General features: G+C 69.2%; 23 protein-coding genes. 8 read left to right on the top strand and 15 right to left on the bottom strand.

Annotated features, from left to right (window positions below):
- Window positions 1–132 precede the first annotated feature (132 nt).
- The 7 genes from ACG0Z3_RS08240 (at window position 133) to ACG0Z3_RS08210 (ending at window position 7,202) form a co-directional block, all read left to right on the top strand.
- Window positions 133–1,290 (top strand): hybrid sensor histidine kinase/response regulator, encoded by a 1,158-nt coding sequence (locus ACG0Z3_RS08240; RefSeq protein WP_394396793.1) that lies wholly within the window; start codon window positions 133–135, stop codon window positions 1,288–1,290.
- The gene (locus tag ACG0Z3_RS08235; protein ID WP_268165306.1) at window positions 1,287–1,934 is read left to right on the top strand and encodes a response regulator; all 648 of its coding nucleotides are present in this window, start codon (window positions 1,287–1,289) and stop codon (window positions 1,932–1,934) included. The genes ACG0Z3_RS08240 and ACG0Z3_RS08235 overlap by 4 nt, the downstream gene beginning before the upstream one ends.
- Window positions 1,935–2,133: 199 nt before the next feature.
- Window positions 2,134–3,315 carry an efflux RND transporter periplasmic adaptor subunit gene (locus ACG0Z3_RS08230; protein WP_394396792.1) on the top strand — a complete coding sequence of 394 codons (1,182 nt, stop codon included), beginning with the start codon at window positions 2,134–2,136 and terminating at the stop codon, window positions 3,313–3,315.
- The gene (locus ACG0Z3_RS08225) at window positions 3,312–4,010 is read left to right on the top strand and encodes an ABC transporter ATP-binding protein (RefSeq protein ID WP_394396791.1); all 699 of its coding nucleotides are present in this window, start codon (window positions 3,312–3,314) and stop codon (window positions 4,008–4,010) included. The genes ACG0Z3_RS08230 and ACG0Z3_RS08225 overlap by 4 nt, the downstream gene beginning before the upstream one ends.
- A 15-nt stretch (window positions 4,011–4,025) precedes the next feature.
- A complete protein-coding gene (locus ACG0Z3_RS08220) occupies window positions 4,026–5,195 on the top strand; it encodes an ABC transporter permease (protein WP_394396790.1) in 1,170 nt (389 codons plus the stop codon).
- Between the two features lie 2 nt (window positions 5,196–5,197).
- The gene (locus ACG0Z3_RS08215) at window positions 5,198–6,514 is read left to right on the top strand and encodes an ABC transporter permease (RefSeq protein WP_394396789.1); all 1,317 of its coding nucleotides are present in this window, start codon (window positions 5,198–5,200) and stop codon (window positions 6,512–6,514) included.
- A 4-nt stretch (window positions 6,515–6,518) separates the two neighbouring features.
- Window positions 6,519–7,202 carry a class I SAM-dependent methyltransferase gene (locus ACG0Z3_RS08210; RefSeq protein ID WP_394396788.1) on the top strand — a complete coding sequence of 228 codons (684 nt, stop codon included), beginning with the start codon at window positions 6,519–6,521 and terminating at the stop codon, window positions 7,200–7,202.
- 8 nt (window positions 7,203–7,210) lie between these two features.
- On the opposite strand, the gene fliR is transcribed toward ACG0Z3_RS08210, so the two are convergent.
- The 13 genes from fliR to fliF form a co-directional block, all read right to left on the bottom strand.
- Window positions 7,211–7,975 (bottom strand): flagellar biosynthetic protein FliR, encoded by a 765-nt coding sequence (gene fliR, locus ACG0Z3_RS08205; protein WP_394396787.1) that lies wholly within the window; start codon window positions 7,973–7,975, stop codon window positions 7,211–7,213.
- 12 nt (window positions 7,976–7,987) lie between these two features.
- Window positions 7,988–8,257: a flagellar biosynthesis protein FliQ gene (gene fliQ / locus ACG0Z3_RS08200; RefSeq protein ID WP_268165312.1), complete on the bottom strand. Its 270-nt coding sequence runs from the start codon at window positions 8,255–8,257 to the stop codon at window positions 7,988–7,990.
- Between the two features lie 31 nt (window positions 8,258–8,288).
- Window positions 8,289–9,041 (bottom strand): flagellar type III secretion system pore protein FliP, encoded by a 753-nt coding sequence (fliP, locus tag ACG0Z3_RS08195; RefSeq protein WP_268165313.1) that lies wholly within the window; start codon window positions 9,039–9,041, stop codon window positions 8,289–8,291.
- The gene (locus tag ACG0Z3_RS08190; protein ID WP_394396786.1) at window positions 9,031–9,354 is read right to left on the bottom strand and encodes a FliO/MopB family protein; all 324 of its coding nucleotides are present in this window, start codon (window positions 9,352–9,354) and stop codon (window positions 9,031–9,033) included. The genes fliP and ACG0Z3_RS08190 overlap by 11 nt, the downstream gene beginning before the upstream one ends.
- Before the next feature lie 152 nt (window positions 9,355–9,506).
- On the bottom strand, window positions 9,507–9,950 hold the full coding sequence (gene fliN, locus ACG0Z3_RS08185) for a flagellar motor switch protein FliN (protein ID WP_394396785.1): 444 nt from the start codon (window positions 9,948–9,950) through the stop codon (window positions 9,507–9,509).
- A complete protein-coding gene (gene fliM, locus ACG0Z3_RS08180; protein ID WP_394396784.1) occupies window positions 9,940–10,944 on the bottom strand; it encodes a flagellar motor switch protein FliM in 1,005 nt (334 codons plus the stop codon). The genes fliN and fliM overlap by 11 nt, the downstream gene beginning before the upstream one ends.
- Before the next feature lie 87 nt (window positions 10,945–11,031).
- Entirely contained in the window at window positions 11,032–11,631 is a 600-nt protein-coding gene (locus ACG0Z3_RS08175; protein WP_394396783.1) for a flagellar basal body-associated FliL family protein, read from the bottom strand.
- 134 nt (window positions 11,632–11,765) lie between these two features.
- Window positions 11,766–12,971, bottom strand: a complete 1,206-nt coding sequence (locus ACG0Z3_RS08170; RefSeq protein WP_394396782.1) for a flagellar hook-length control protein FliK — start codon at window positions 12,969–12,971, stop codon at window positions 11,766–11,768.
- Window positions 12,972–12,975: 4 nt separating this feature from the next.
- Window positions 12,976–13,431 carry a flagellar export protein FliJ gene (gene fliJ / locus ACG0Z3_RS08165; protein ID WP_394396781.1) on the bottom strand — a complete coding sequence of 152 codons (456 nt, stop codon included), beginning with the start codon at window positions 13,429–13,431 and terminating at the stop codon, window positions 12,976–12,978.
- A gap of 73 nt (window positions 13,432–13,504) precedes the next feature.
- Entirely contained in the window at window positions 13,505–14,932 is a 1,428-nt protein-coding gene (fliI, locus tag ACG0Z3_RS08160) for a flagellar protein export ATPase FliI (RefSeq protein WP_394396780.1), read from the bottom strand.
- Window positions 14,929–15,702: a FliH/SctL family protein gene (locus tag ACG0Z3_RS08155; RefSeq protein WP_394396779.1), complete on the bottom strand. Its 774-nt coding sequence runs from the start codon at window positions 15,700–15,702 to the stop codon at window positions 14,929–14,931. Before ACG0Z3_RS08155 ends, fliI begins: the two co-directional genes overlap by 4 nt.
- A gap of 121 nt (window positions 15,703–15,823) precedes the next feature.
- Window positions 15,824–16,819: a flagellar motor switch protein FliG gene (gene fliG, locus ACG0Z3_RS08150; RefSeq protein ID WP_394396778.1), complete on the bottom strand. Its 996-nt coding sequence runs from the start codon at window positions 16,817–16,819 to the stop codon at window positions 15,824–15,826.
- 179 nt (window positions 16,820–16,998) lie between these two features.
- Window positions 16,999–18,693, bottom strand: a complete 1,695-nt coding sequence (fliF, locus tag ACG0Z3_RS08145) for a flagellar basal-body MS-ring/collar protein FliF (protein ID WP_394396777.1) — start codon at window positions 18,691–18,693, stop codon at window positions 16,999–17,001.
- A gap of 153 nt (window positions 18,694–18,846) precedes the next feature.
- Between fliF and fliE the strand changes: the two genes are divergently transcribed.
- Window positions 18,847–19,173 (top strand): flagellar hook-basal body complex protein FliE, encoded by a 327-nt coding sequence (gene fliE / locus ACG0Z3_RS08140; RefSeq protein ID WP_394396776.1) that lies wholly within the window; start codon window positions 18,847–18,849, stop codon window positions 19,171–19,173.
- A gap of 142 nt (window positions 19,174–19,315) precedes the next feature.
- Here fliE and ACG0Z3_RS08135 read toward each other — a convergent pair whose 3' ends face one another.
- Both ACG0Z3_RS08135 and ACG0Z3_RS08130 read right to left on the bottom strand, forming a co-directional pair.
- The gene (locus ACG0Z3_RS08135; protein WP_394396775.1) at window positions 19,316–19,825 is read right to left on the bottom strand and encodes a pilus assembly FimT family protein; all 510 of its coding nucleotides are present in this window, start codon (window positions 19,823–19,825) and stop codon (window positions 19,316–19,318) included.
- Window positions 19,822–20,553 carry a flagellar brake protein gene (locus ACG0Z3_RS08130; protein ID WP_394396774.1) on the bottom strand — a complete coding sequence of 244 codons (732 nt, stop codon included), beginning with the start codon at window positions 20,551–20,553 and terminating at the stop codon, window positions 19,822–19,824. Before ACG0Z3_RS08130 ends, ACG0Z3_RS08135 begins: the two co-directional genes overlap by 4 nt.
- Window positions 20,554–20,615: the final 62 nt, after the last annotated feature.

Genomic DNA, 20,615 nt, shown 5'->3' with positions numbered 1-20,615 from the left:
TCATTGCATGTTCACGCCATTTTCGGCAGCTGTCGACCGGCAGATGTCATGAGAACGCGCGGTATTACCGGTCTGGCGTGCGTTGAGCGGGCTTGCGTGCTGCCCATCAACGTCACGGCATACTGCGGCCCCATGACGACTTCTGGTGTGGGGCAGACGGGCCGGATCCTGCGGGTGTTGCATGTCGAGGACGCCGACCTTGACCACCAGCTCATCCTGACCCAGTTGATCCGTGCGGGTGTGGCTGTCGAGATGCAGCGCCTGGATGCGCTACCGGCCGTGCTGGTGGCGCTGGACCAGCCCTGGGACGCCATCGTGTCCGACTACAACCTGCCGGGCTTCACGGGCCTGCAGGTGCTGGAGGCGGTGAAGGATCGTCAATTGCTGACGCCGTTTCTGCTGGTGTCCGGCGAGATCGGTGAGGACGCCGCCGTGGCCGCCATGCGCAACGGCGCCGCCGACTACCTGTTGAAGAGCAACCTGGCGCGGCTGGCGCCGGCCCTGCTGCATGCCGTGGATGCTGCGGACAGCGAACTGGCGCGGCGTGCGTCCGAAGAGGAACTGGTGCGCTCCAAGCAGCGCCTGCGTCAGTTGGCCGGCCACCTGCAGACCAGCGTGGAACTGGAGCGCGCGGCGATCGCACGTGAGATCCACGACGACGTCGGCGGCTCGCTGACTGCCATCAAGTTCGACCTGGCCTGGATAGACCGTCACGCGCAGGCGCCCGAAGTGCGCGCCCGTGTGGCAGCGGCGCTGGAGACGGTCAGTGCGGCCATCGATGCCAGCCAGCGCATCATGCACAACCTGCGGCCCGCCATCCTGGAGCAGGGCCTGGTGGCTGCACTGCAGTGGATGACGGCGCGTTTCGAGCGCCGTACCGGCATCGAGGCCGGCCTGCGCATCGGCGAGGAGCGCCTGGCGTTGCCGCCGGGCGTGCCGCTGGTGGCCTACCGCACGGCGCAGGAGGCGCTGACCAACGTGTCCAAGCATTCCGGCGCCACGCGCGTGGATCTGGAGCTGAGCTTGGACTCCGGTGTGCTGACGCTGGAGATCCGTGACAACGGCCGCGGCGTGGCCGAGGCCGATCTGGCCAAGGAACGATCCTTCGGCATCCGCGGCCTGCACGAGCGCGCCGCGACGGTCGGCGGCTGGGTGGATCTGTCCAGCACGCCAGGGCAGGGCACCAGCCTCATCCTGACCGTGCCGCTGGACCCCGAGGCCATCGACGCGCTGGATGACTCGACCGACTTCGGCGTCGAGCCGGCCCACTCCATCTGGAGCCGGGCATGATCCGCGTCATCCTTTGCGACGACCACGGCCTCATCCGCCGGGGCATCCGTGACACGCTGGCCGATGCGGACGACATCCAGGTCGTCGGCGAGGCCGGTGACTACACCGAATTGCGCGGTCTGCTGCACAAGCTGGGCAGCGAGGACAGCTGCGACGTGCTGGTGCTGGACATCAACATGCCCGGCCGCTCTGGCCTGGACGTGCTGCACGTGCTGAAGGACGAGGGCTCGCCGCTGCGCGCGCTGATCGTGTCGATGTACCCGGAGGACCAGTACGCCATCCGCGCGCTGAAGGCGGGCGCCTATGGCTACGTCAACAAGGGCGGTGACCCGGCCACGCTGGTGCAGGCGGTGCGCACCGTGGCCCAGGGGCGCAAGTACGTGACGCCCGAGATCGCGCAGATGCTGGTGGAGAGCCTGACGGCGCCCGTCACCGAGCAGGCGCACCAGAAGCTGTCCGACCGCGAGCTGCAGACGCTGGTGATGATCGCGTCGGGCAAGCGCCTGTCCGACATCGCCGAGGAGCTGATGCTCAGCCCCAAGACCGTCAGCGTCTACCGCGCCCGTGTGCTGGAGAAGCTGGGCCTGGGCAACAACTCCGAGCTGACGGTCTACGCCATCCGCAACGGCCTGGTGGCCAGCTGACGCCATTCACCCCGGCTGGCAGCTGTTCAGCCGCGCCAGCCGCCGTTCGTCGAAAGCCCTGAGGCGCTGACAGCCTTGTCTGTGCAGAATCCGCCTCGTTCCAAACCGGGGCGGAAACTTTCGGGAGCGCGTCATCGACACCGGACTGCTGAAGGACCTGCGCATCGACGGTGCGCAGCGCGAGGACCACGGCGGCGGCATGTCGCGCTGGGTGTGGGGCGTGGCGGCGGGCGCGGCCGTGCTGGCGCTGGCGGGCGGCGGGGCCTGGTGGCTGCTGGCGGCCAACCGGCCCGTGGCGGTGGAGACCGTCGCCGTGCGGGCCAACGGCCAGGGTGCGCGCAGCGACGCGGTGCTGCAGGCCACCGGCTATGTGACGGCGCGGCGCATGGCCACCGTGTCTGCGCAGATGACCGGCACGCTGGTGGAGGTGCTCATCGACGAGGGCTTCAAGGTGCGCAAGGGCCAGGTGCTGGCGCGGCTGGACGATACCGGCCTGAAGGCGGCCATGGCCGCCGCGCAGGCGCAGGTGCGCACCGCCGAGGCCAACCTGGGGCAATTGCAGGCGCAGCTGGAGCAGGCGCAGGCCAATGAGCGCCGTCAGGTCGAGCTGGCGGCCAGTGGCATGACGACGCACCAGTCCCGCGAGCAGGCAGCGACCGCCGTGAAGTCGTATGCCGCGCAGCTGGAGGCCGCCCGTCGTCAGGTCGAGGCCGCCCAGGCGCAGGCCCGCCAGACGAAGGTCAACTTCGATTACGCGACCGTGCGAGCGCCGTTTGACGGTGTCGTTACGGCGCGTGCGGCGCAGGTGGGCGAGATCATCTCGCCGCTGTCCGCTGGCGGCGGCTTCACGCGCACTGGCGTGGGCACCATCGTCGACATGGACTCGCTGGAGGTGAACGTCGACGTCAACGAGTCCTACATCGCGCAGGTCAAGCCCGACATGCCTTGCGAGGCGGTGCTGGACGCCTACCCGGACTGGCGCATCCCGGCCCATGTGGTGGCCGTCATCCCGAGTGCGGACCGCGGCAAGGCGACCGTCAAGGTGCGCGTGGCGCTGGAGCAGAAGGACGAGCGCGTGGTGCCCGACATGGGCGTGCGCGTGAGTTTCCTGGCGGCCAAGGCGGCAGTGGACGCGAAGCCGGTGCCGGGCGTGCTAGTGCCGCCGGCTGCCGTCCGCGTCGAGGACGGGCTGGAGCCAGCCAAGGGCAACGCCGTGGTCTACGTGGTGGCCGGCGGCAAGGCCGAGCGGCGCGTCGTGACGCTCGGTGACGATGTCGGCAAGTTCAGGCTCGCCACCCGTGGATTGAAGGCCGGTGAGACGGTCGTCGTGTCGCCGCCTGCCGACCTCAAGCCAGGTTCAAACGTCGCCAACAAGGAATGAGCATGAGCGCTTTGATCGAAGTCCGGGACCTGTCCAAGGCCTATGTTCGCGGCAAGCAGACCGTGGAGGTGCTGCACGGCATCAACCTCGATGTGGCGCAGGGCGACTTCCTCGCGCTGATGGGTCCGTCGGGCTCCGGCAAGACGACGCTGCTCAACCTGATGGGCGGGCTGGATGCGCCCAGCGGCGGCGCCATCAGCGTGGGCGGCGAGCGCATCGATCAGCTGGGCGGCAGCGCGCTGGCCAGGTGGCGGGCGTCCAAGGTGGGCTTCGTGTTCCAGTTCTACAACCTGATGCCGACGCTGTCGGCGCAGAAGAACGTGGAGCTGCCGCTGCTGCTGACCAAGCTGTCGGCGGCCGAGCGCAGGAAGCGCGCCACCATCGCGCTGCAGCTCGTCGGGCTGGCCGACCGGGCCTCGCACAAGCCCACCGAGCTGTCGGGGGGCCAGCAGCAGCGCGTGTCCATCGCGCGGGCCATCGTGTCCGACCCCACGTTGCTGGTCTGCGACGAGCCCACCGGCGACCTGGACCGGCAGAGCGCCGAAGACGTGCTGACGCTGCTGCAGGCGCTCAACCGCGAGCATGGCAAGACCATCGTCATGGTCACGCACGACCCGCGTGCCGCCGCCCGCGCCAGCCGCACGCTGCACCTGGACAAGGGCACGCTGGTGTCGGCCGCCGAGGCCGTGGCCTGAGCGCCGGAGGTCGCCATGAAATACCTCCACCTCATCTGGGCCGCGCTGTTCAGGCGCAAGGGCCGCACCTTCCTGACGCTGGTGTCCATCGTCACGGCCTTCTTGCTGTTCGGGCTGCTGGACGCGGTGCGCGTGGGTTTTGACCAGGCGGGCCAGAGCGCCAACGGCGCCCAGCGCCTGCAGACGGGCGCCAAGATCAGCTTCATCCAGCTGCTGCCCATGTCGCTGGGCGCGCGCATCGCGCAGATCGACGGCGTCAAGGACGTGGCCTACGCCAACTGGTTTGGCGGGGCTTACCAGAAGCCCGAGAACCAGGTCTTCAGCTTCGCCGTGTCGCCAAACTACATCGACATCTACCCGGAGATGAAGGTGTCGGCCGAGCATCGCAAGGCGTTCGCCGACACCAAGGACGGCGCCATCGTCGGCGAGGGGCTGGCCAAGAAGTTCGGCTGGAAGGTGGGTGACCAGATCCCCATGCAGTCCACCATCTTCCCGGACCGCAATGGCAGTCAGAACTGGCCGTTCAAGATCGTCGGCATCATCCAGGTGCCCGACAAGAAATCAGGCGCGTTCTACGACCAGATGTTCCTGTTGAACTGGAAGTACTTCGACGACACGACGCCGTGGAATCAGGGCCAGGTGGGCTGGTACGTGACGCGTGTCAAAGACGTGAACCAGGCCGACCGCGTGCTCAAGGCCATCGACGAACTGTCCGCCAACTCCGACCACGAGACCCGCACGTTGACCGAGCAGGCCGCGATGTCGGCGTGGATGCGGCAGCTCGCCGACATCAACCTCATCGTCACGTCCATCATGGGCGCCGTGTTCTTCACATTGCTGCTGCTGGCGGGCAACACCATGATGCAGGCCGTGCGCGAGCGCACCGGCGAGATCGCGGTGCTGAAGACGCTGGGCTTCTCGGGCGGCAGCGTGCTGAGCATGGTGCTGGCCGAGTCGGTGCTGCTGCTGCTGATCGGTGGTGTCGTGGGCTTGGCGCTGGCCAGCGTCATCGGCCCGGCCGTCAGCGCAGGCAGCGGCGGCGCGCTGAACCTGCCGGCCGCCGGCCTGACGAGCTGGTTGATCGGCACGGGGCTGGCGCTGCTGTTCGGCCTGCTGGTGGGCGCGCTGCCTGCCTTGCGCGCGATGCGCGTCAACATCACCGATGCACTGGCGGGGAGGGCCTGACTATGAAGTTCCTGAAGAACCTGGGGCTGGTGTTGCTGACCGTCCTCATACTGGTCGGCTGGGTGCTGATGCCCTGGTGGGGCGCCGTGGCATTGGCCGGGCTGCTGGCGGCGTGGATGCTGCTTTTCCGCACCGGCGCGCAGGCGCGCTCGGTGGCTTCGGTGGGCATCAGCACGCTGACCCAGCGGCTGGGCTCGTCAGCGGTCATCGTCGTGGGCATTGCCGGCGTCGTCGGTGTGCTGGTGGCGCTGCTGGCCATGGCCGAGGGCTACTCGCGCACGCAGCGCAACGCCGGCAGCCTGGATACCGCGATCGTGCTTCGCGGCGCGTCGGCCAACGAGGTGTCGTCGTCGCTGAGCCGCGAGGACCTCGTGCAGATCGAGCAGGCACCCGGCATCGCGAAGAACGCCAAGGGCGAGCCCATTGTGTCGGCCGAGACGGTGGTGGCCGCCAACCTGCCGGTTCGCGGCAGCAAGACGCGCGACGAGGGCAGCGCCCAGGTGCGCGGCATCAGCGAGGCCGCGTTTGCCGTGCGGCCCAACGCCAGGATCGTCGAGGGCCGAACCTTCCAGCCGGGCCTGCGCGAACTCATCGTCGGCAAGGGTGCCGTGCGGCAGTTCGAGGGCCTGCAGGTCGGCGCGACGCTGAAGCTGGGCAACCAGCCGTGGACCGTCGTCGGCATCTTCGCGTCGGGCGATGCGATGGAGTCCGAACTGTGGGCCGACGCCAAGGTCGTCAACGACGCTTACAAGCGCGGCAGCGGTCGCAACTCGGCCACCGTGAAGCTGGAGAAGCCCGAGGCGATCGAAGCCTTCAGTGCCGCGCTGGAGGCCAACCCGCAACTCAAGGTCAAGGCGTCGACGACGCTGGCGTTCTTCTCCAAGCAGGGCGAGCAGATGGCCAAGGTGCTGCGCATCATCGGCATCACCGTCGGCGCCATCATGGCCGTGGGCGCAGTGTTCGGCGCGCTCAATACGATGTTCGCCGCCGTGGCCAGCCGTGCGCGCGAGATCGCGACGCTGCGCGCCATCGGCTTCCGCGGCCTGCCGGTCGTCGTCGCCGTGATGCTGGAGACCACGCTGCTGGCGCTGCTCGGCGGCCTCATCGGTGGCGCCGTGGCCTGGCTGCTGTTCAACGGCTTCGAGGCGTCGACGATGTCGGCCGGCTCGGTGGGCAAGCTGAGCTTCAACCTGGCCGTGTCGCCCGGCCTGCTGTGGGAAGGCATCAAGTGGGCCCTGGCCATCGGCTTTGTCGGCGGGCTGTTCCCGGCGGTGCGGGCCGCGTCGCTGCCGGTGACAACGGCGCTGCGGGAGGCGTGAGGTGATGGCGCCAAGGCCGACGGGGGCGCAGCAGACCAACGCCGACGAGGGCACGTCGGCTTTCTACGACGGCTATGCGGTGTGGCTGGCCGCAGGAGGTGAATCGCCGCGTAGCGCCATGCTGCAGTTTGTGGTGTCTGACTTGCCGACGGGCGCGTCAGTGCTGGATGTGGGTTGCGGGAGTGGACGCGATGTGGCGGCGCTTCTGAGCCACGGCTTCGATGCATTCGGTGTCGAACCCAACGATGCCATGCGTGCCCGCGCGCAGGCCACGCACTCGACGCTTGCGGGCCGCATTCGCAAGGGCGCGCTGCCGAGCCTGAGTTGGCCGTTTCGTGACCTGCATGAGGATGGTTTTGATGCGGTCGTTTGCAGCGCTGTGCTTATGCATCTCAGCCCTGCTTTGTTGAGCGGCGCGTTGCTGGAGCTCGCTGCGCAACTGCGCACCGGAGCGAGCTTGTCCGGCGAACAGCGGCTGTACCTGTCGGTGCCGCAGATGGACGGCGAGCTGTTGTCCTCCGACTGCGATACCGATGGGCGTCAGTTCTTTAACCATGCGCCGTCGCTCATCGAGCAACTTTTGCTGCCGACGGGACTGGTGCTTCATCTTGGGCATACCAGCGACGCTGTCCTGCAAAGCACAGGAACTCAGTGGCATACGTTGGCTTTCCGGCGCGGGGGGGCTTGAGAGCTACGTCAGCTGAACACCGCCAGCAACCGCTCCAGTGCCACGGTGAAAGGCGTCTGCATCAGCGGCAGCGTGGCCACCATGCCGATCAGGCCCACGCTGACGGTCAGCGGGAAGCCCACTGAGAACACACCGATCTGCGGTGCGACGCGCGAGATCACGCCCAGCACCAGGTTGACGAACATCAGCATCGTGATCAGCGGCAGCGCGATCCACAGGCCGATGGCGAAGATATCCGCCCCCCAGCGCTGGGGCTGGGCCGCGCGCAGGAAGGCGAAGGGCTCATCGCCCACGGGAAAGGCTTGGAAGCTTTGTACCAGCGCGTTGATGAGCAGCAGGTGGCCGTTGATGGCGATGAACAGGAAGGCCACCATGCTGCCGAAGAAGCGTGCGCTGGCCGTGCCCTGGGCGCCGGTGGACGGGTCGAAGAAGCCCGCGAAGTTCAGCCCCATCTGCAGGCCGATCAGCTCACCGGCGAACTCCAGCGCCGCGAACACGATGCGCACCGCAAAGCCCATGGCCAGGCCGATCAGCAGTTGCTGTGCGATCAGCAACGTGAGGCCGGGCAGGGAGTCCAGCGGCGTGACCGGCATGGCGGGCAGCGAGGGCTGTGCCGCCACCGCGATGAACAGCGCCAACCCGATGCGCAGGCGCAGCGGCACGTTGCGCTGGCTGAAGGTGGGCATGCCGGCAAATAGCGCCAGCGTGCGGATGAACGGCCACAACAGCGGGTTCAGCCACGCCAGCAACTGAGCTTCGGTGACGGTGAACATGGCTCCGTGCGCTTATCCCACGACGTTCGGAATCGTCATCAGTGTGCGCTGGATGTACTCCACCAACGTCGTCATCATCCACGGCCCGGCGGCGGCCAGCGTCAGCACGGCGGCCACGACCTTGGGCACGAAAGACAGCGTGGACTCGTTGATCTGCGTGGCGGCCTGGATGACGCTGATCACCACGCCCACGAGCAGCACGACGATCAGCACCGGCGCGGCCACCAGCATCAGCATGTACAGGCCTTGCTGGCCGAAGGTGAAGACTTGTTGTGCGTCCATGGCGTGGGGTCTCCTGGCGGGAGTCAGGTGTTCAGGTGGCGAAGCTGGCGGCGAGGGACCCGAGCAACAGGTTCCAGCCGTCGGCCAGCACGAACAGCATCAGCTTGAAGGGCAGGGCGACGAGCACGGGCGACAGCATCATCATGCCCAGGCTCATCAGCACGCTCGCCACGATCATGTCGATGACGAGGAAGGGGATGAAAACGAGGAAGGCGATCTGGAAGGCGCTCTTGAGCTCGCTGGTCACGAAGGCGGGCACCAGCACCTTGAAGGGCACGTCCTCGGGTTTGATGCTGCTGTCCAGCTTGGCCAGGCGCGAGAACAGCGCCACGTCGGCCTGGCGCGTTTGCTTCAGCATGAAGCCGCGCATGGGCACCTCGGCCCGCTTGAGCGCCTCGTCGAACTGGATCTGCCCGGCGCTGTAGGGCTGCCAGGCGTCGGCGTAGACCTTGTCCAGCGTCGGGCTCATGACGAAGAAGGTCAGGAACAGGCTCAGGCCCACGATGACCTGGTTGGGCGGCGCGGCCTGCGTGCCCAGCGCCTGGCGCATCAGGCTCAGCACGATGGCGATGCGCGTGAAGGCCGTCATCATCAGCAGCACGGCGGGCAGGAAGCCCAGCGCCGTGAAGAACAGCAGCGTCTGGATGGGCACCGAGTAGCTGCTGCCGCCACCGCCCTGGCCAACCAGCAGGGGCAGCGTGGCCGGTGGGGTCTGGCCTTGCTGGGCGAAGACCGTGCCGGCAGCCGCCAGCAGTGCGAGGCCGATCAGGGATTTACGCTGCATCGCCGCGTTCCTTCTTCAGCAGCTTGGCGAAGCTGGCGGGCTGGACCGGCTCCGCCTGCGGCGGCATGACATGCAGTGTTGTGATGCTCTGGGCCGTGGCGCCCAGCACCAGCCAGCAGCGGTCATCGCCCTGGCCGACTTCCACCACCATCAGCCGCTGGCTGGGTGACATCGGCAGCTGCGCGACCAGGCGCAGTACGCCGACCGCCGCCGCGCCGCCCATGGGCGTGCGCTTGAGCAGCCACAGCGCCACGGGGATCAGGGCAACGATCCCGAGGAACCACAGAAACGGAAGCAGGCCGGAAGCATTCATGCCTCGGCATTCTGCGGAGCGACTTGAGGGGGCGAAGCCGTCAAATAGACGGGCAATTGCCCCGTAGTCCAACGACCGCCGCCGCCGTCAGGCTCGGCGCCATCCAGCGGCGCCTCTTGAGAGGGCCGGCGAAGCCGGTAGGGCTGGTCTGTCTACGCCGCCTTGCTGAGGCGGCGCATGCGCTCGGACGGCGTGACGATGTCCGTCAGCCGGATGCCGAACTTGTCGTTCACGACCACCACCTCGCCCTGGGCGATCAGGTAGCCGTTGACCAGCACGTCCATGGGCTCGCCGGCCAGCGCGTCCAGCTCGACGACGGAGCCCTGGGCCAGTTGCAGGATGTTCTTGATCGGGATGCGCGTGCGGCCCAGTTCCACGGTCAGCTGGACGGGAATGTCCAGGATCATGTTGATGTCGCCCGCAGGCCCGCCCGCCGTCGTGGGGGCGAAGTTGGCGAAGCTGGGGGTGGACACCTGCTCCGGCGCTTCGGCGACTTCAGACGCAACGGACGGGGCCGGGGCGGCCTCGGCCAGCGCGGCGGCCCATTCGGCCGCCATCGCGTCCTGTTCTTCTTGGCTGGGTGAGTCAGGTGTCATGTTTGGTTCCCAGCCAGCCCTCCTGAGGGCCGGTCAGCATCTTGTCGATCTTGAGGGCGTAGCGACCGTTGGAGGTGCCGTAGTGGCACTGGAAGACGGGCACGCCGTCCACCTTGGTCTGGATCACGGGGTCCAGGTCCAATTCGATGAAGTCACCGGGCTTGAAGGCCAGCAGCTGCTCGACCGTGGCCGGCGCCGTGCCCAGCTCGGCCACCAGCTCCACCTCGGCCGCCTGGATCTGGTTCTTCATCAAGTTGATCCAGCGGCGGTCGGGCTCGGCGGAGTCGCCCACCGTCGTGGAGTACAGCACGTCGCGGATGGGTTCCAGCGTGGAGTACGGGATGCAAAAGTAGATGGTTCCGCTGGTCTCGCCGATCTCCAGCGTGAATGACGTCGACACGACGATCTCGCTGGGCGTGGCAATGTTGGCGAACTGGGGCTGCATCTCCGAGCGTTGGTACTCCAGCTCCAGCGGATAGATGCCCTTCCAGGCCTTGTGGTACTCGGCGAGGATGACCTCGACGATGCGCGTGATGACGCGTTGCTCGGTGGCCGAGAAGTCGCGGCCCTCGATGCGGGCGTGGAACTTGCCGATGCCGCCGAACAGGCTGTCGATGACGGCGAACACCAGCGTCGGGTCGCAGACGATGAGGCCGCTGCCGCGCAGCGGCTTCACCGACACGACGTTGAAGTTGGTCGGGACGACGATCTCGCGCAGGAAGGCGCTGTACTTCTGCACCTTGATGCCGCCGATGGCGACCTCGGGGCTCTTGCGGATGAAGTTGAACAGGCCCACGCGGATGTTGCGCGCGAACCGCTCGTTGATGATCTCCATCGTGGGCATGCGCCCACGGACGATGCGTTCCTGGCTGGCGAGGTTGTACTCGCGTATGCCGCCAACCTGCTCCTCCTCCTGCTCGAGCTTCTGGCTCTCGCCGGTGATGCCCTGCAGCAGGGCATCGACTTCGTCCTGGGAAAGGATCTGCTGGTTCATGACGGATCTCCCGCTACACCGTCACGCCGCGACGCGCGGGCGCGCTCCCGGTCAGGGCGTGGTGGACGGAGGAGGCGGTGGCAGGCATCACTGCACGATGAAGTTGGAGAACAACACCTGGTTGATCGGGCTGACGACGGCGGCGCGGCGCTTCTTCTTTTTCTTCTTGGGCGCGTCGGCCTCTTCTTCCTCGTCCTCGTCGTCCAGCTCGATGCCCATCGGGCGCACGGACTCGCGCATGATGTCGCGGGCCAGCTTTTCCTTGCCCTCGCGCGTCAGCAGCTCGGTGGCCGTCTTGTGCGACAGCACCATCAGGATGTTGCTGCGGATGGCCGGCATGTAGGCCTTGAGCTGCTCGGCGAACTTGGGGTCATCCACCTCCAGCGTCACGCCGATCTGCGCGAAGCGGTCAACGTCCTTGTCGGCCAGGTTGACGGTGAACGGGTCCAGCGGCACGAAGGTCGGCGGCTTGTCGCTCTTGGGCTTGGCCGCCACGGCCTTGGGCGCAGCGGGCTCGGCGTGCTCGGCGCCTTCCTCGCCCTCGGCGGCGGGCTTCTTCTTCAGCAGCAGGAAGGCCGCGACGCCGCCACCCAGCACCAGGACCAGGACCGCAGCCAGGATGATGATCAGCTTCTTGCTGCCGCCCCCTTTGGGCGCAGCCTCTTCGGCAGCCGGCGCATTCGCCATGAGAACTCCTTGGAACAGATGCCTGCCGCGAAGTTGCGGCCACTCTGCGTCGGATTATTGACTTCGCCCCCTGGGGTCAAGCATGGATTAGCTCAAGCGATGCGTCGTTATTCCGGGTTCCGAGGCGCCGTTGTTCAGGCGAAGGTGTCGAGCAGGCCGGTCGTGCGTCGTGCCGGTGCCGCTGTTGGAGCCGGCTCGCCGGCCGAGCCGCCGCTGCCCGTGCCACGCGTCCTGCCCGCCTCACCGGATTCGCCGCGCGCCTGGCCCGCAGGTCCATCGCCCGAGGATCGCTGGAACACGCCGCCGCCGGACAGCGTCAAACCCTGACCCTGTAGCGCGGCGGCCAGCTCGGGCAGGCTCTGCTCCAGGGCTGCCCGCGTTTGCGCCTGGGCCGCGTGGAAGGACACCTGCGCCTGGCTGCCGTCCACCGTGATCTGCACGGACACCGGGCCCATCTCGGCCGGGTTGAGCTGCAGCTCGGCGCGCTGCACGCCGTCCACCGCCAGCATGCTGACCCGCGCGCCCAGCTCCGGCGCGAAGGCCGCGCCCTGCAGGTGCGCCTGCACACCGGACTGCACCGGCGCCGCCGCCACCTCGGCCGCCAGCGCGGGCCAGGGCAGGGCCTGGGCCAGCATCGCGGCGAAGCCGGTGGTGGGAGCGCCCGCCGTTGGCGGTGTGGCTGCAGCCGCCTCGGCGCCCAGCGGGGCCGCAGTCGTGCTGGTTGCGGGCAGCGGTGTGTCGGTCGTGGTGTCGGGCCGAGCCAGAGCGGCACGCGGGTTGCTGCGGGCATCGGCCGGCTCGGCGCCCGGCGGGGTGCGGGTGTCGCTGCCGATCGCGGCGCCTCGCGCCGTGCTGCGGCTGGCCGTGTCATCGTCGGCGCCTGCGGCGACGCGGCCGCGCGGCGTGGCGGTCCGGGGCAGGGCTTCGGCGGGCTGGGCAGCCAGGCCCAGCAGCTGGGTGAACTCGTTGAGCTCGGGCGTGTCCGGCAGCGGCTCGTCTTCCGTGGCCACGGTGTCCGTCGTTGCGGGGTCGGTGCTGGCCTCGGCGCGGGCTTCGGCCTTGGCGGGTTCTGCGGCGCGGCCTGGCGTGGCCGGCCGGGCGTGCTGGGTCGTGCGGCGCGTCGCGGCGGCCGGGGCGGTGCGGTCGGTCTCGGGCGCTGACTCGGCGGACGACTCGGACGCCGTGGCGGCGTCCGGCGCGGCCTCGGGCAGGGCGCTCTGCACGGTGAGGAACTGCGCGAAGCTGGGCATGCCGGCCGCTGCGGGCTGGGTGGCTGGGGCTGGTGCGGCCGCAGGCGGCGCGGCGGGCTTGGGCGGCAGGGTTTGGGCGGTGGTGATCATGGCGTCACGCGTGGGCGTTGCGGCGCAGATGGGCGCGGGCGGCGAACTCGTCGCTGGCGCGCTGCTCGCGGCGCTGGGCCAGCTTGGCAGCCTCCGCCTGGCGGCGGGCGATGAGCTGGCGCAGCGCGGCGACGCGCAGTTCGGCCTGGCGCAGCGCTTCGCGGGCGCGGACCTGGCGCTGGTCGGCATGGGCGGCCACATGGCCCTGTGTGTCCACTGCCTGGTTCAGGCGCTGGCCGAAGTTCTGGTAGCAACCCACCAGGCTCATGGTGGTGCCCTCGGCGAAAGTCTGCGTCCAGCGCTGGCGGTATTCCTCGCGGTAGCCGGCCAGCTGGCCATGCTGGTCGCGCGCGGCCTGGGCCTGCTGCCCAGCGGCATGCAGGGCGCGGGCGGCGGCGTCGCGCTCGCCTTCGGCCTGCTCCAGCAGCAGGCTCAGCGTGTCGGTCGCGGTTGCACTCATCTAGGACTCCAGCCCGGCGTCCGACCCGGACGGTCAGACGCTCAATCTTTATCGGCAGGCGCCGCCCCGAGGTTTAGGCGCCCTGGACCACGGCCTGCAACTGGCTGACGCTGGCGTGAAGAAGTGCCGGGCTGTGCATGTCCTGCTGCAGCAGCCGCGTCATGTCGGCATGCAGGCGCACGGCCAGGTCCAGCTCGGGGTCGGCGCCCGGGGCGTAGGCACCGAGCTGGATCAGGTCGCGGGCCTTGTTGTATTTCGCCAGAAGCTGGCGGAATCGACGGGCGGAATCGACCTGGTTTTGGGGTGCAACACTGGTCATCACCCGTGAGATGGAGCGCTCGATGTCGATGGCCGGGTAGTGGCCGGCCTCGGCCAGGTCGCGTGAGAGGACGATGTGGCCGTCCAGGATGCCGCGCGCCGCGTCGGCAATCGGGTCCTGCGGGTCGTCGCCTTCGGTCAGCACCGTGTAGAAGGCCGTGATGGAGCCCTCGCCGGCCAGGCCGTTGCCGCTGCGCTCCACCAGCTGTGGCAGCTTGGCGAAGCAGCTCGGCGGGTAGCCCTTGGTGGCCGGCGGCTCGCCGATGGCGAGCGCAATCTCGCGCTGGGCCATCGCGTAGCGGGTCAGGCTGTCCATCAGCAGCAGCACATGCTGGCCCTGGTCGCGGAAGTACTCGGCGATGGCCGTGGCGTAGTGCGCGCCCTGCATGCGCATCAGCGGCGGCGCGTCGGCCGGCGCGGCGACGACGACGCTGCGCCTGAGGCCCTGCTCGCCGAGGATGTCCTCGATGAACTCCTTCACCTCGCGGCCGCGCTCGCCGATCAGGCCGACGACGATGACGTCGGCCTGCGTGTAGCGGGCCATCATGCCCAGCAGCACCGACTTGCCCACGCCCGTGCCGGCGAACAGGCCCAGCCGCTGGCCACGCCCGACGGTGAGCATCGCGTTGATGGCGCGCACGCCGGTGTCCAGCGGGCGGCGCACGGGATCGCGGTCCATCGCGTTGATGGGGCGCCGGATCATGGGCTCGTTGTGGATGTCGTTCAGCTCGCCGCGGCGGTCCAGCGGGTGGCCGTGGGGGTCCACCACGCGGCCCAGCAGGCCGGGGCCCATGGGCAGGTGCAGGCCGCGGTCCTCGCCGCGGCGCCAGGGGTGCAAGGGCTGGCCCAGGGTCGGGGCCAGCGGCGGCAGGTGGCGCGGCACGACCGTGGCGCCGCTGGACAGGCCCTGCACCTCGTCGGTGGGCATCAGGTAGGCGCGGTCACCCGAGAAGCCCACGACTTCGGCGTTGACCGGCGCCAGGCCGCGGCGCGGCGAGTTGCCGCTGCTGGGCATCTGGATGCGGCACACCGAGCCCAGCGGCACCTTGATGCCCGTGGCCTCCAGCACCAGCCCGGCCACGCGCACCAGCTTGCCTTGCGACTCCAGCGGCGCGGCGTTGTCGGCCAGCGTCTCCAGGTCGGCCAGGTAGCGCTGCCAGCGCTCGGTGCGCGCGGACGTCATTCGTCCTCCGCGCGGCGGTCTTCCCAGATGGACTGCTGGCCGATGGCCGACACGGCCTGCTGCCAGCGGGCGGCGATGGTCGCGTCGACGCTGGCGATGTCGGCATCCACCTTGACGCCGCCGCGCGCCACGTCGGCGTCGGGGACGAGCTGGGCCTCGCGGGCCTGGAGTTCCTGGCCGGCGCCGTCCTGCACCAGCGGGAAGTCGTCGGGATGCACGCGCACGCGCACATGCCGGGCCGTCAGCTGCAGCGCCTCGACGGCGTCGTGCGCGACGCGGGCGACGAGCTCGGGCCGCTGCGCCAGCTCGCTGCGCACGACCTGGCGGGCCAGCTCGACGGCGATGCGGGCGATGGACTGGGCCATGTCGCCCTCCAGCGCCTGCATCTCGTCATCGAAGTTCTTCACGACCGCGCCGACCTGCGCGCTGATCTGCTGCGCGAAGCTGTGCTTGAAGGCGTCCAGCGCGGCCATGCCGTCGCGGTAGCCGTCCTGATAGCCGCTCTGGCGGGCGGCGTGCAGCTGTTCCTGCACGCTGGGCTCGGGTGGAGGCGGGGGCGGCACCGGCGCGGCCGCAGCCGGCGGGGGAGACGACGCACCCGGGCGCATCGGTGCGAACGGGGAGGGCGCCGTGTCGCCCAGGCTGTCCAGGCTCCAGGCCTTGGCGCCCTGGACTTCCTCGCCGGGGATGAAGCGCGCGTAGCTGCCGCGCCGGTCGCCTTCGCGACGATCGGGCGGGGGAACTTGCCGGGGTGGTGGTCGGGTGGCCATGCGTCACACCATAAAAGAAACAAAGCCACAGAGGCACAGAGGCACAGAGAGAGCGCCCCGTTCGCTGTGCCTCTGTGCCTCTGTGGCTGTGTTCTTGGACATGGGCAACCGGAACCGTCCGTCAGACAAATTGGTCGTCGCCGCCGCCGGCCAGCACGATCTGGCCTTCGTCCACCAGCCGGCGCACGACCTTGAGCATTTCCTTCTGCTCGGCCTCCACCTCCGACAACCGCACCGGGCCGCGGCTTTCGAGGTCTTCGCGCAGCGTCTCGGCGGCGCGGCTGGACATGTTGCGGAAGATCTTCTCGCGCAGGTCGGCGCTGGCGCCCTTGAGCGCAATGACCAGGCTCTCGCTTTGCACTTCCTTGAGCATGGCCTGGATGCCCTTGTCGTCGATCTTGTTCACGTCGTCGAACGTGAACATGTTGTCCATGATCTTCTGCGCCAGGTCGGCGTCGGCCTCGCGGATGTAGTCCAGCACCGAGGCCTCGACACTGGAGCCCATCATGTTGATGATCTCGGCCGCCGTCTTGGCGCCGCCCAGCGAGCTCTTCTTCATGCGCTCGCCACCGGCCAGCAACTGGCTCATGACCTCGTTCAGGTCCTTCAGCGCGGTGGGCTGAATGCCGTCCAGCGTCGCGATGCGGATCAGCACTTCGTTGCGGCCGCGCTCGGGGAAGAACTTCAGCACTGAGCTGGTCTGGTCGAAGTCCAGGTGGGCCAGCACGGCCGCAATGATCTGCGGGTGCTCGTTGCGCAGCAATTCGGCCACGGAGGCCGCATCCATCCATTTCAGGCTCTCGATGGAGGACACGTCGCTGCCTTGCAGGATGCGGTCCAGCAGCAGGTTGGCCTTGTCCTCGCCCAGCGCCTTGCGCAGCACGGAGCGCACGTATTCGTCGGTGTCGGTGACCAGCGTGCTGTGCTGATCGGCCACCGAGTCGAACTTCTCCAGCACTTCCTCGACCTGGGCGCGCTTGATGACCTTGAGCTTGGCGATGGTCTCGCCCAGCGCCTGCACCTCCTTGGGCGACAGGTGCTTGAAGACCTCGCTGGCTTCTTCTTCGCCCAGCGACATCAACAGGATTGCAGCGTTCTCTAAGCCTTTGTCGTCCATGGCTGAACCTTACCCGACGCGCGGGATGTTGGCTCGCAGGCCGAGCGCCGGGCCGCCCCAAGCCGGCCCGCCATGGCGATGTGCGAGCGGGGTACGCCCCGCGAGAATCGCCGTCCCCTCGGGGGGGCGGCCAGGCTTGCCCGCGTTCAGCAGGGCAAGAGTGGACGAGGGGCTCACATTCACGCCGCCTGCCCGTCCATCCAGTCACGCATGATGTTCGCGACCGCCAGCGGATTGTCTCGCGCCAGCGCGCGGGCGCGGTCGAGCTTCTCGTTGTGCAACGGGGCTTCCAGCTGCGGCATGCCGTTGGCGCCCGGCAACAGGGCCGGTTCGTCCACGACCTCGTCCACGGTCTCCGGCTTCTCCTCGGGCACCGGGATGGGCGCGGCCGCCTTGATGGCCGGGCGGATCATGCCGAACACCGCGATCAGCGCGACCGCCACCACGGCCAGCGGCACGATGGCGCTGCGGGCGATGTCCAGGAGCCAGGGCTGCTGCCACAGCGGCACCTCGATGGGCTCGGTCTTGTCGACGATGAAGGGCGCGCTGATGACCTTGACCGAGTCGCCCCGCTCGGCGTTGAAGCCCATGGCCTCCTTGACGAGGTCGGTCAGCCGCGTGATTTCCTCGGCCGGCACCGGCTGGGTGGTCGTCTTGCCCTTGGCGTCGGTCACCGAGCGGTGGTTGACGACGATCGCTGCGTTCAGCCGCCTGACGTTGCCCACCGCGCCGCGCGTGACGCGCACGGTCTTGTCCAGCTCGTAGTTGGTGACCTGTTCCTTGCGGCTGCTGTTCAGTCCCGCGCCGCCCTGGGCCGCTTGCAGCGGCGCGCTGGCGCCGTTGACGGGCGCCGTGGCTGGCACCGGCGGCTGATTGGTTGCCGCGCCCGGCACGCCGGTGGGCGGCGCGGCATTGGCGTTGGTGCTCTCGCTGTTCTGGTTGGAGCGCACGGCGGCCTGCGCGTTGGCCCCCTGGTTGGGCCGGTACTCCTCGGCGGTGGCCTCGGTCTGCGAGAAGTCCACGTCGGCGGTCACCGTGGCGCGCAGGTTGTCGCGGCCCACCACGGGCTCCAGCAGCTCGGAGATGCGCTTGTTGAAGCCGGCCTCGACCTGCTGCTTGTAGAGCAGCTGCTGCGTGTCAAGGCCCGAGGCGGGGTCGGCACCGGTCTGGGATATCAGCGCGCCAGTCTGGTCCAGCACGCTGACGGCCTTGGGGCTGAGCTCGGGCACGGCGCTGGACACCAGGTGCACGATGCCAGCCACCTGGCTGCGGTCCAGCGTGCGGCCGCCGCGCAGCGTCAGCACGACCGAGGCGCTGGGCTTTTGCTGCTCGCGGAAGAAGCCGTTCTGCTGCGGCATGGCCAGGTGCACGCGGGCATCGGCCACGTCGTTGGTGGTCTTGATGGAGTGGGCCAGCTCGCCCTCCAGGCCGCGCTGGAAATTCAGCCGCTCGGCGAACTGGGTCTGGCCAATGGAGGACTTGTCCATCAGCTCGAAGCCCGGCGCACCGCCGCTCGCGCCGCCGGCGCCGCCCTTGGGCAGGCCTTGCGCGGCCAGCTTCATGCGCAGTTCGTACACCTGGCCGGCGGGCACGAGGATGGTGCCGCCGGCCTCGTGCTTGTAGGGCACGTTCATGGCCGACAGCTGCGTGATGACGGCGCCGCCGTCCTTGTCGGCCAGGCCGGTGAACAGCGGGCGATAGTCCCCCTGGGCCGACCACAGCGTGATGGCCAGCACCGCACCCGCCAGGGCCACGAGCCCGGCGCCCATCGTCAGCTTGCTGCGCAGCGGCAGCCCGCCCAGCCGCTGCACGAAGCTGGGCGGCGCGATCAGGGCCGGGGCGGTGGCTGCGGGGGCGCTCAGGGCGTTGTCCATCGGAGGCAGGGTGGAAGAAGAAGGCGGGCCGGGATGCCCGGCGATGGCGCAAATTATTCGAGGCCGGCCCCCTCAAGAAAGCGTCGAAGTAGCCGACCCCGCCCGCGCATCTCTGCGCTTCGTGGCCCTGGCTTGCTGCCACAGTGCCGCTCCATGGACATGAAGCTGCGCCCCTTCGACTTCGCCCAGGCTGCCGCCCGCGCGGGCCTGGCGGTCAACGGCACGCCGCTGGCGCCCAAGCCGGCCGCCACGCCGGGCGCCAGCTTTGGCGACGCCATGACGCAGGCGCTGAAGAACGTCAGCACCCAGCAGCGCGAGGCCACCCGGCTGCAGCGCGAGGTGCAGCTGGACAACCCCACCGTCAGCCTCGAAGAGACCATGGTCGCCATGCAGAAGGCGCAGATCGGCTTCCAGGCCACGCTGCAGGTGCGCAACCGGCTGGTCTCGGCCTACTCAGAGATCATGAACATGCAGGTGTGATGGGCCCCTCGTCCGGTCTCGCCTGCTGAACGCAGCGAGCCCGGCCGGCCCCCCGAGGGGGCGGCGATGCTCGCGGGGCGTGCCCCGCTCGCACATCGCCAGACGGGCCGGCTTGGGGCGGCCCGGCGCTCGGCCCCGGGGGTCAACAGCTTCCTTTGCGGGCGTCGGTGCCGCAGATGGCGGGTCGGCCCAGCGGGTTCAGGTCGATGTAGAGCTGCTGGTTGCGGTCGTTGGAGATGCCGATGCGCGTCCAGTCCAGCGCACGGCCCATGCCGGCCTGGAAGATGACGCCCTTGCCCGACTGCAGCAGGGTGCCCTTGTGGTCGCGCCAGGACACCCCGCCCAGCTCGCAGCGCGGCGCGTCGGTGGCGCAGTCGCAGGGCCGCTCGCGGCTGACGCCCCAGCACCATTGCGGGCCGCTGTGGAAACTGACCTGCAGGTTGCGGTTCTCGGTGACGCTGAGCTCGCGGGCGCGGCGCAGGTCCATCTCCAGCAGCTCGGCCACGTGGCGCAGCTTCTGGCGCGCGAGGTGGGCGGTGTAGCTGGGCACGGCGGCCGCCAGCAGGATGGCGAGCACCACCATCGTGGCCACCACCTCGACGAGCGTGAACCCGTGCTGCGTGGCGCGGCGGTTGCGGCGGGCGGGGCTCATGCGTCGAGCTTCAGCAGCCGGCGGCGCTTCTGCGTCTGGTCCACGTACATCTGCAGCGCGCGCGTCACGGCGGCGTCCGGGTCGACGAAGGCGCAGCCCATCTGCTGGGTGCCGGTGGTGTCGCCCGGGATGACGCTGGCATGGTGGGGCAGCAGGGCTACGCGCAGCGCGGTGAGGCGGTCCAGCTCCAGCACCAGGCCACTGGCGGCCTGGCCCAGCGGCAGCGGCGGCTCGCTCGATGGCACGGCCAGGGCCAGGCCGCCGATGCTGATGTCCAGCACCCGCAGCGCGCGGCCGGGTGAGCCGCCGCCGGGCAGCACGACGCGTGGGTAGACGCTGCCTGCGGGCTGCACGCGGAAGGCCTGGCGGCGCTGGAAACGGTAGAGGCGGGTGGGCAGGCTGGCGCGCAGCACGGCGCCCTGGTCGCCGCTGACGAGGACGGCCTCGTCCAGCTCGAACTGCAGCTTGACCGCCCCGAGGTAGGCCACGGCGGTGATCTCGCCGCCTGCCACCAGCGCCTGGCTGATGCCCTCGGGGTCGGCGCCGATCTCCAGGCCCAGCACGCCGGCGGCGGTGTCCAGCGTCGTGAAGCGGCTGGCCAGGCTCTGGCTGGGCGGGCCGCTCAGCAGCACCGTTGCGTTCTCGCGCTGCAGTTGGTGCAGATAGGCCGTGATCTCGGCCAGCGCGGTGATGCGGAACTCTTCGGGGGCAGCTTCAGGGGCGCTCATGCGCGAGATGGTAGTGCGGCTGCCGCGCTTGCGGCCTGAGTGCCGTGCCGTTCACAACCGAC

Source organism: Pelomonas margarita, assembly GCF_043555875.1.
GTDB classification, from domain to species: Bacteria; Pseudomonadota; Gammaproteobacteria; order Burkholderiales; family Burkholderiaceae_C; genus Pelomonas; species Pelomonas margarita.
The sequence above is the reverse complement of the archived record's forward strand: the minus strand, read 5'-3'. Positions and strand labels throughout refer to the sequence as shown.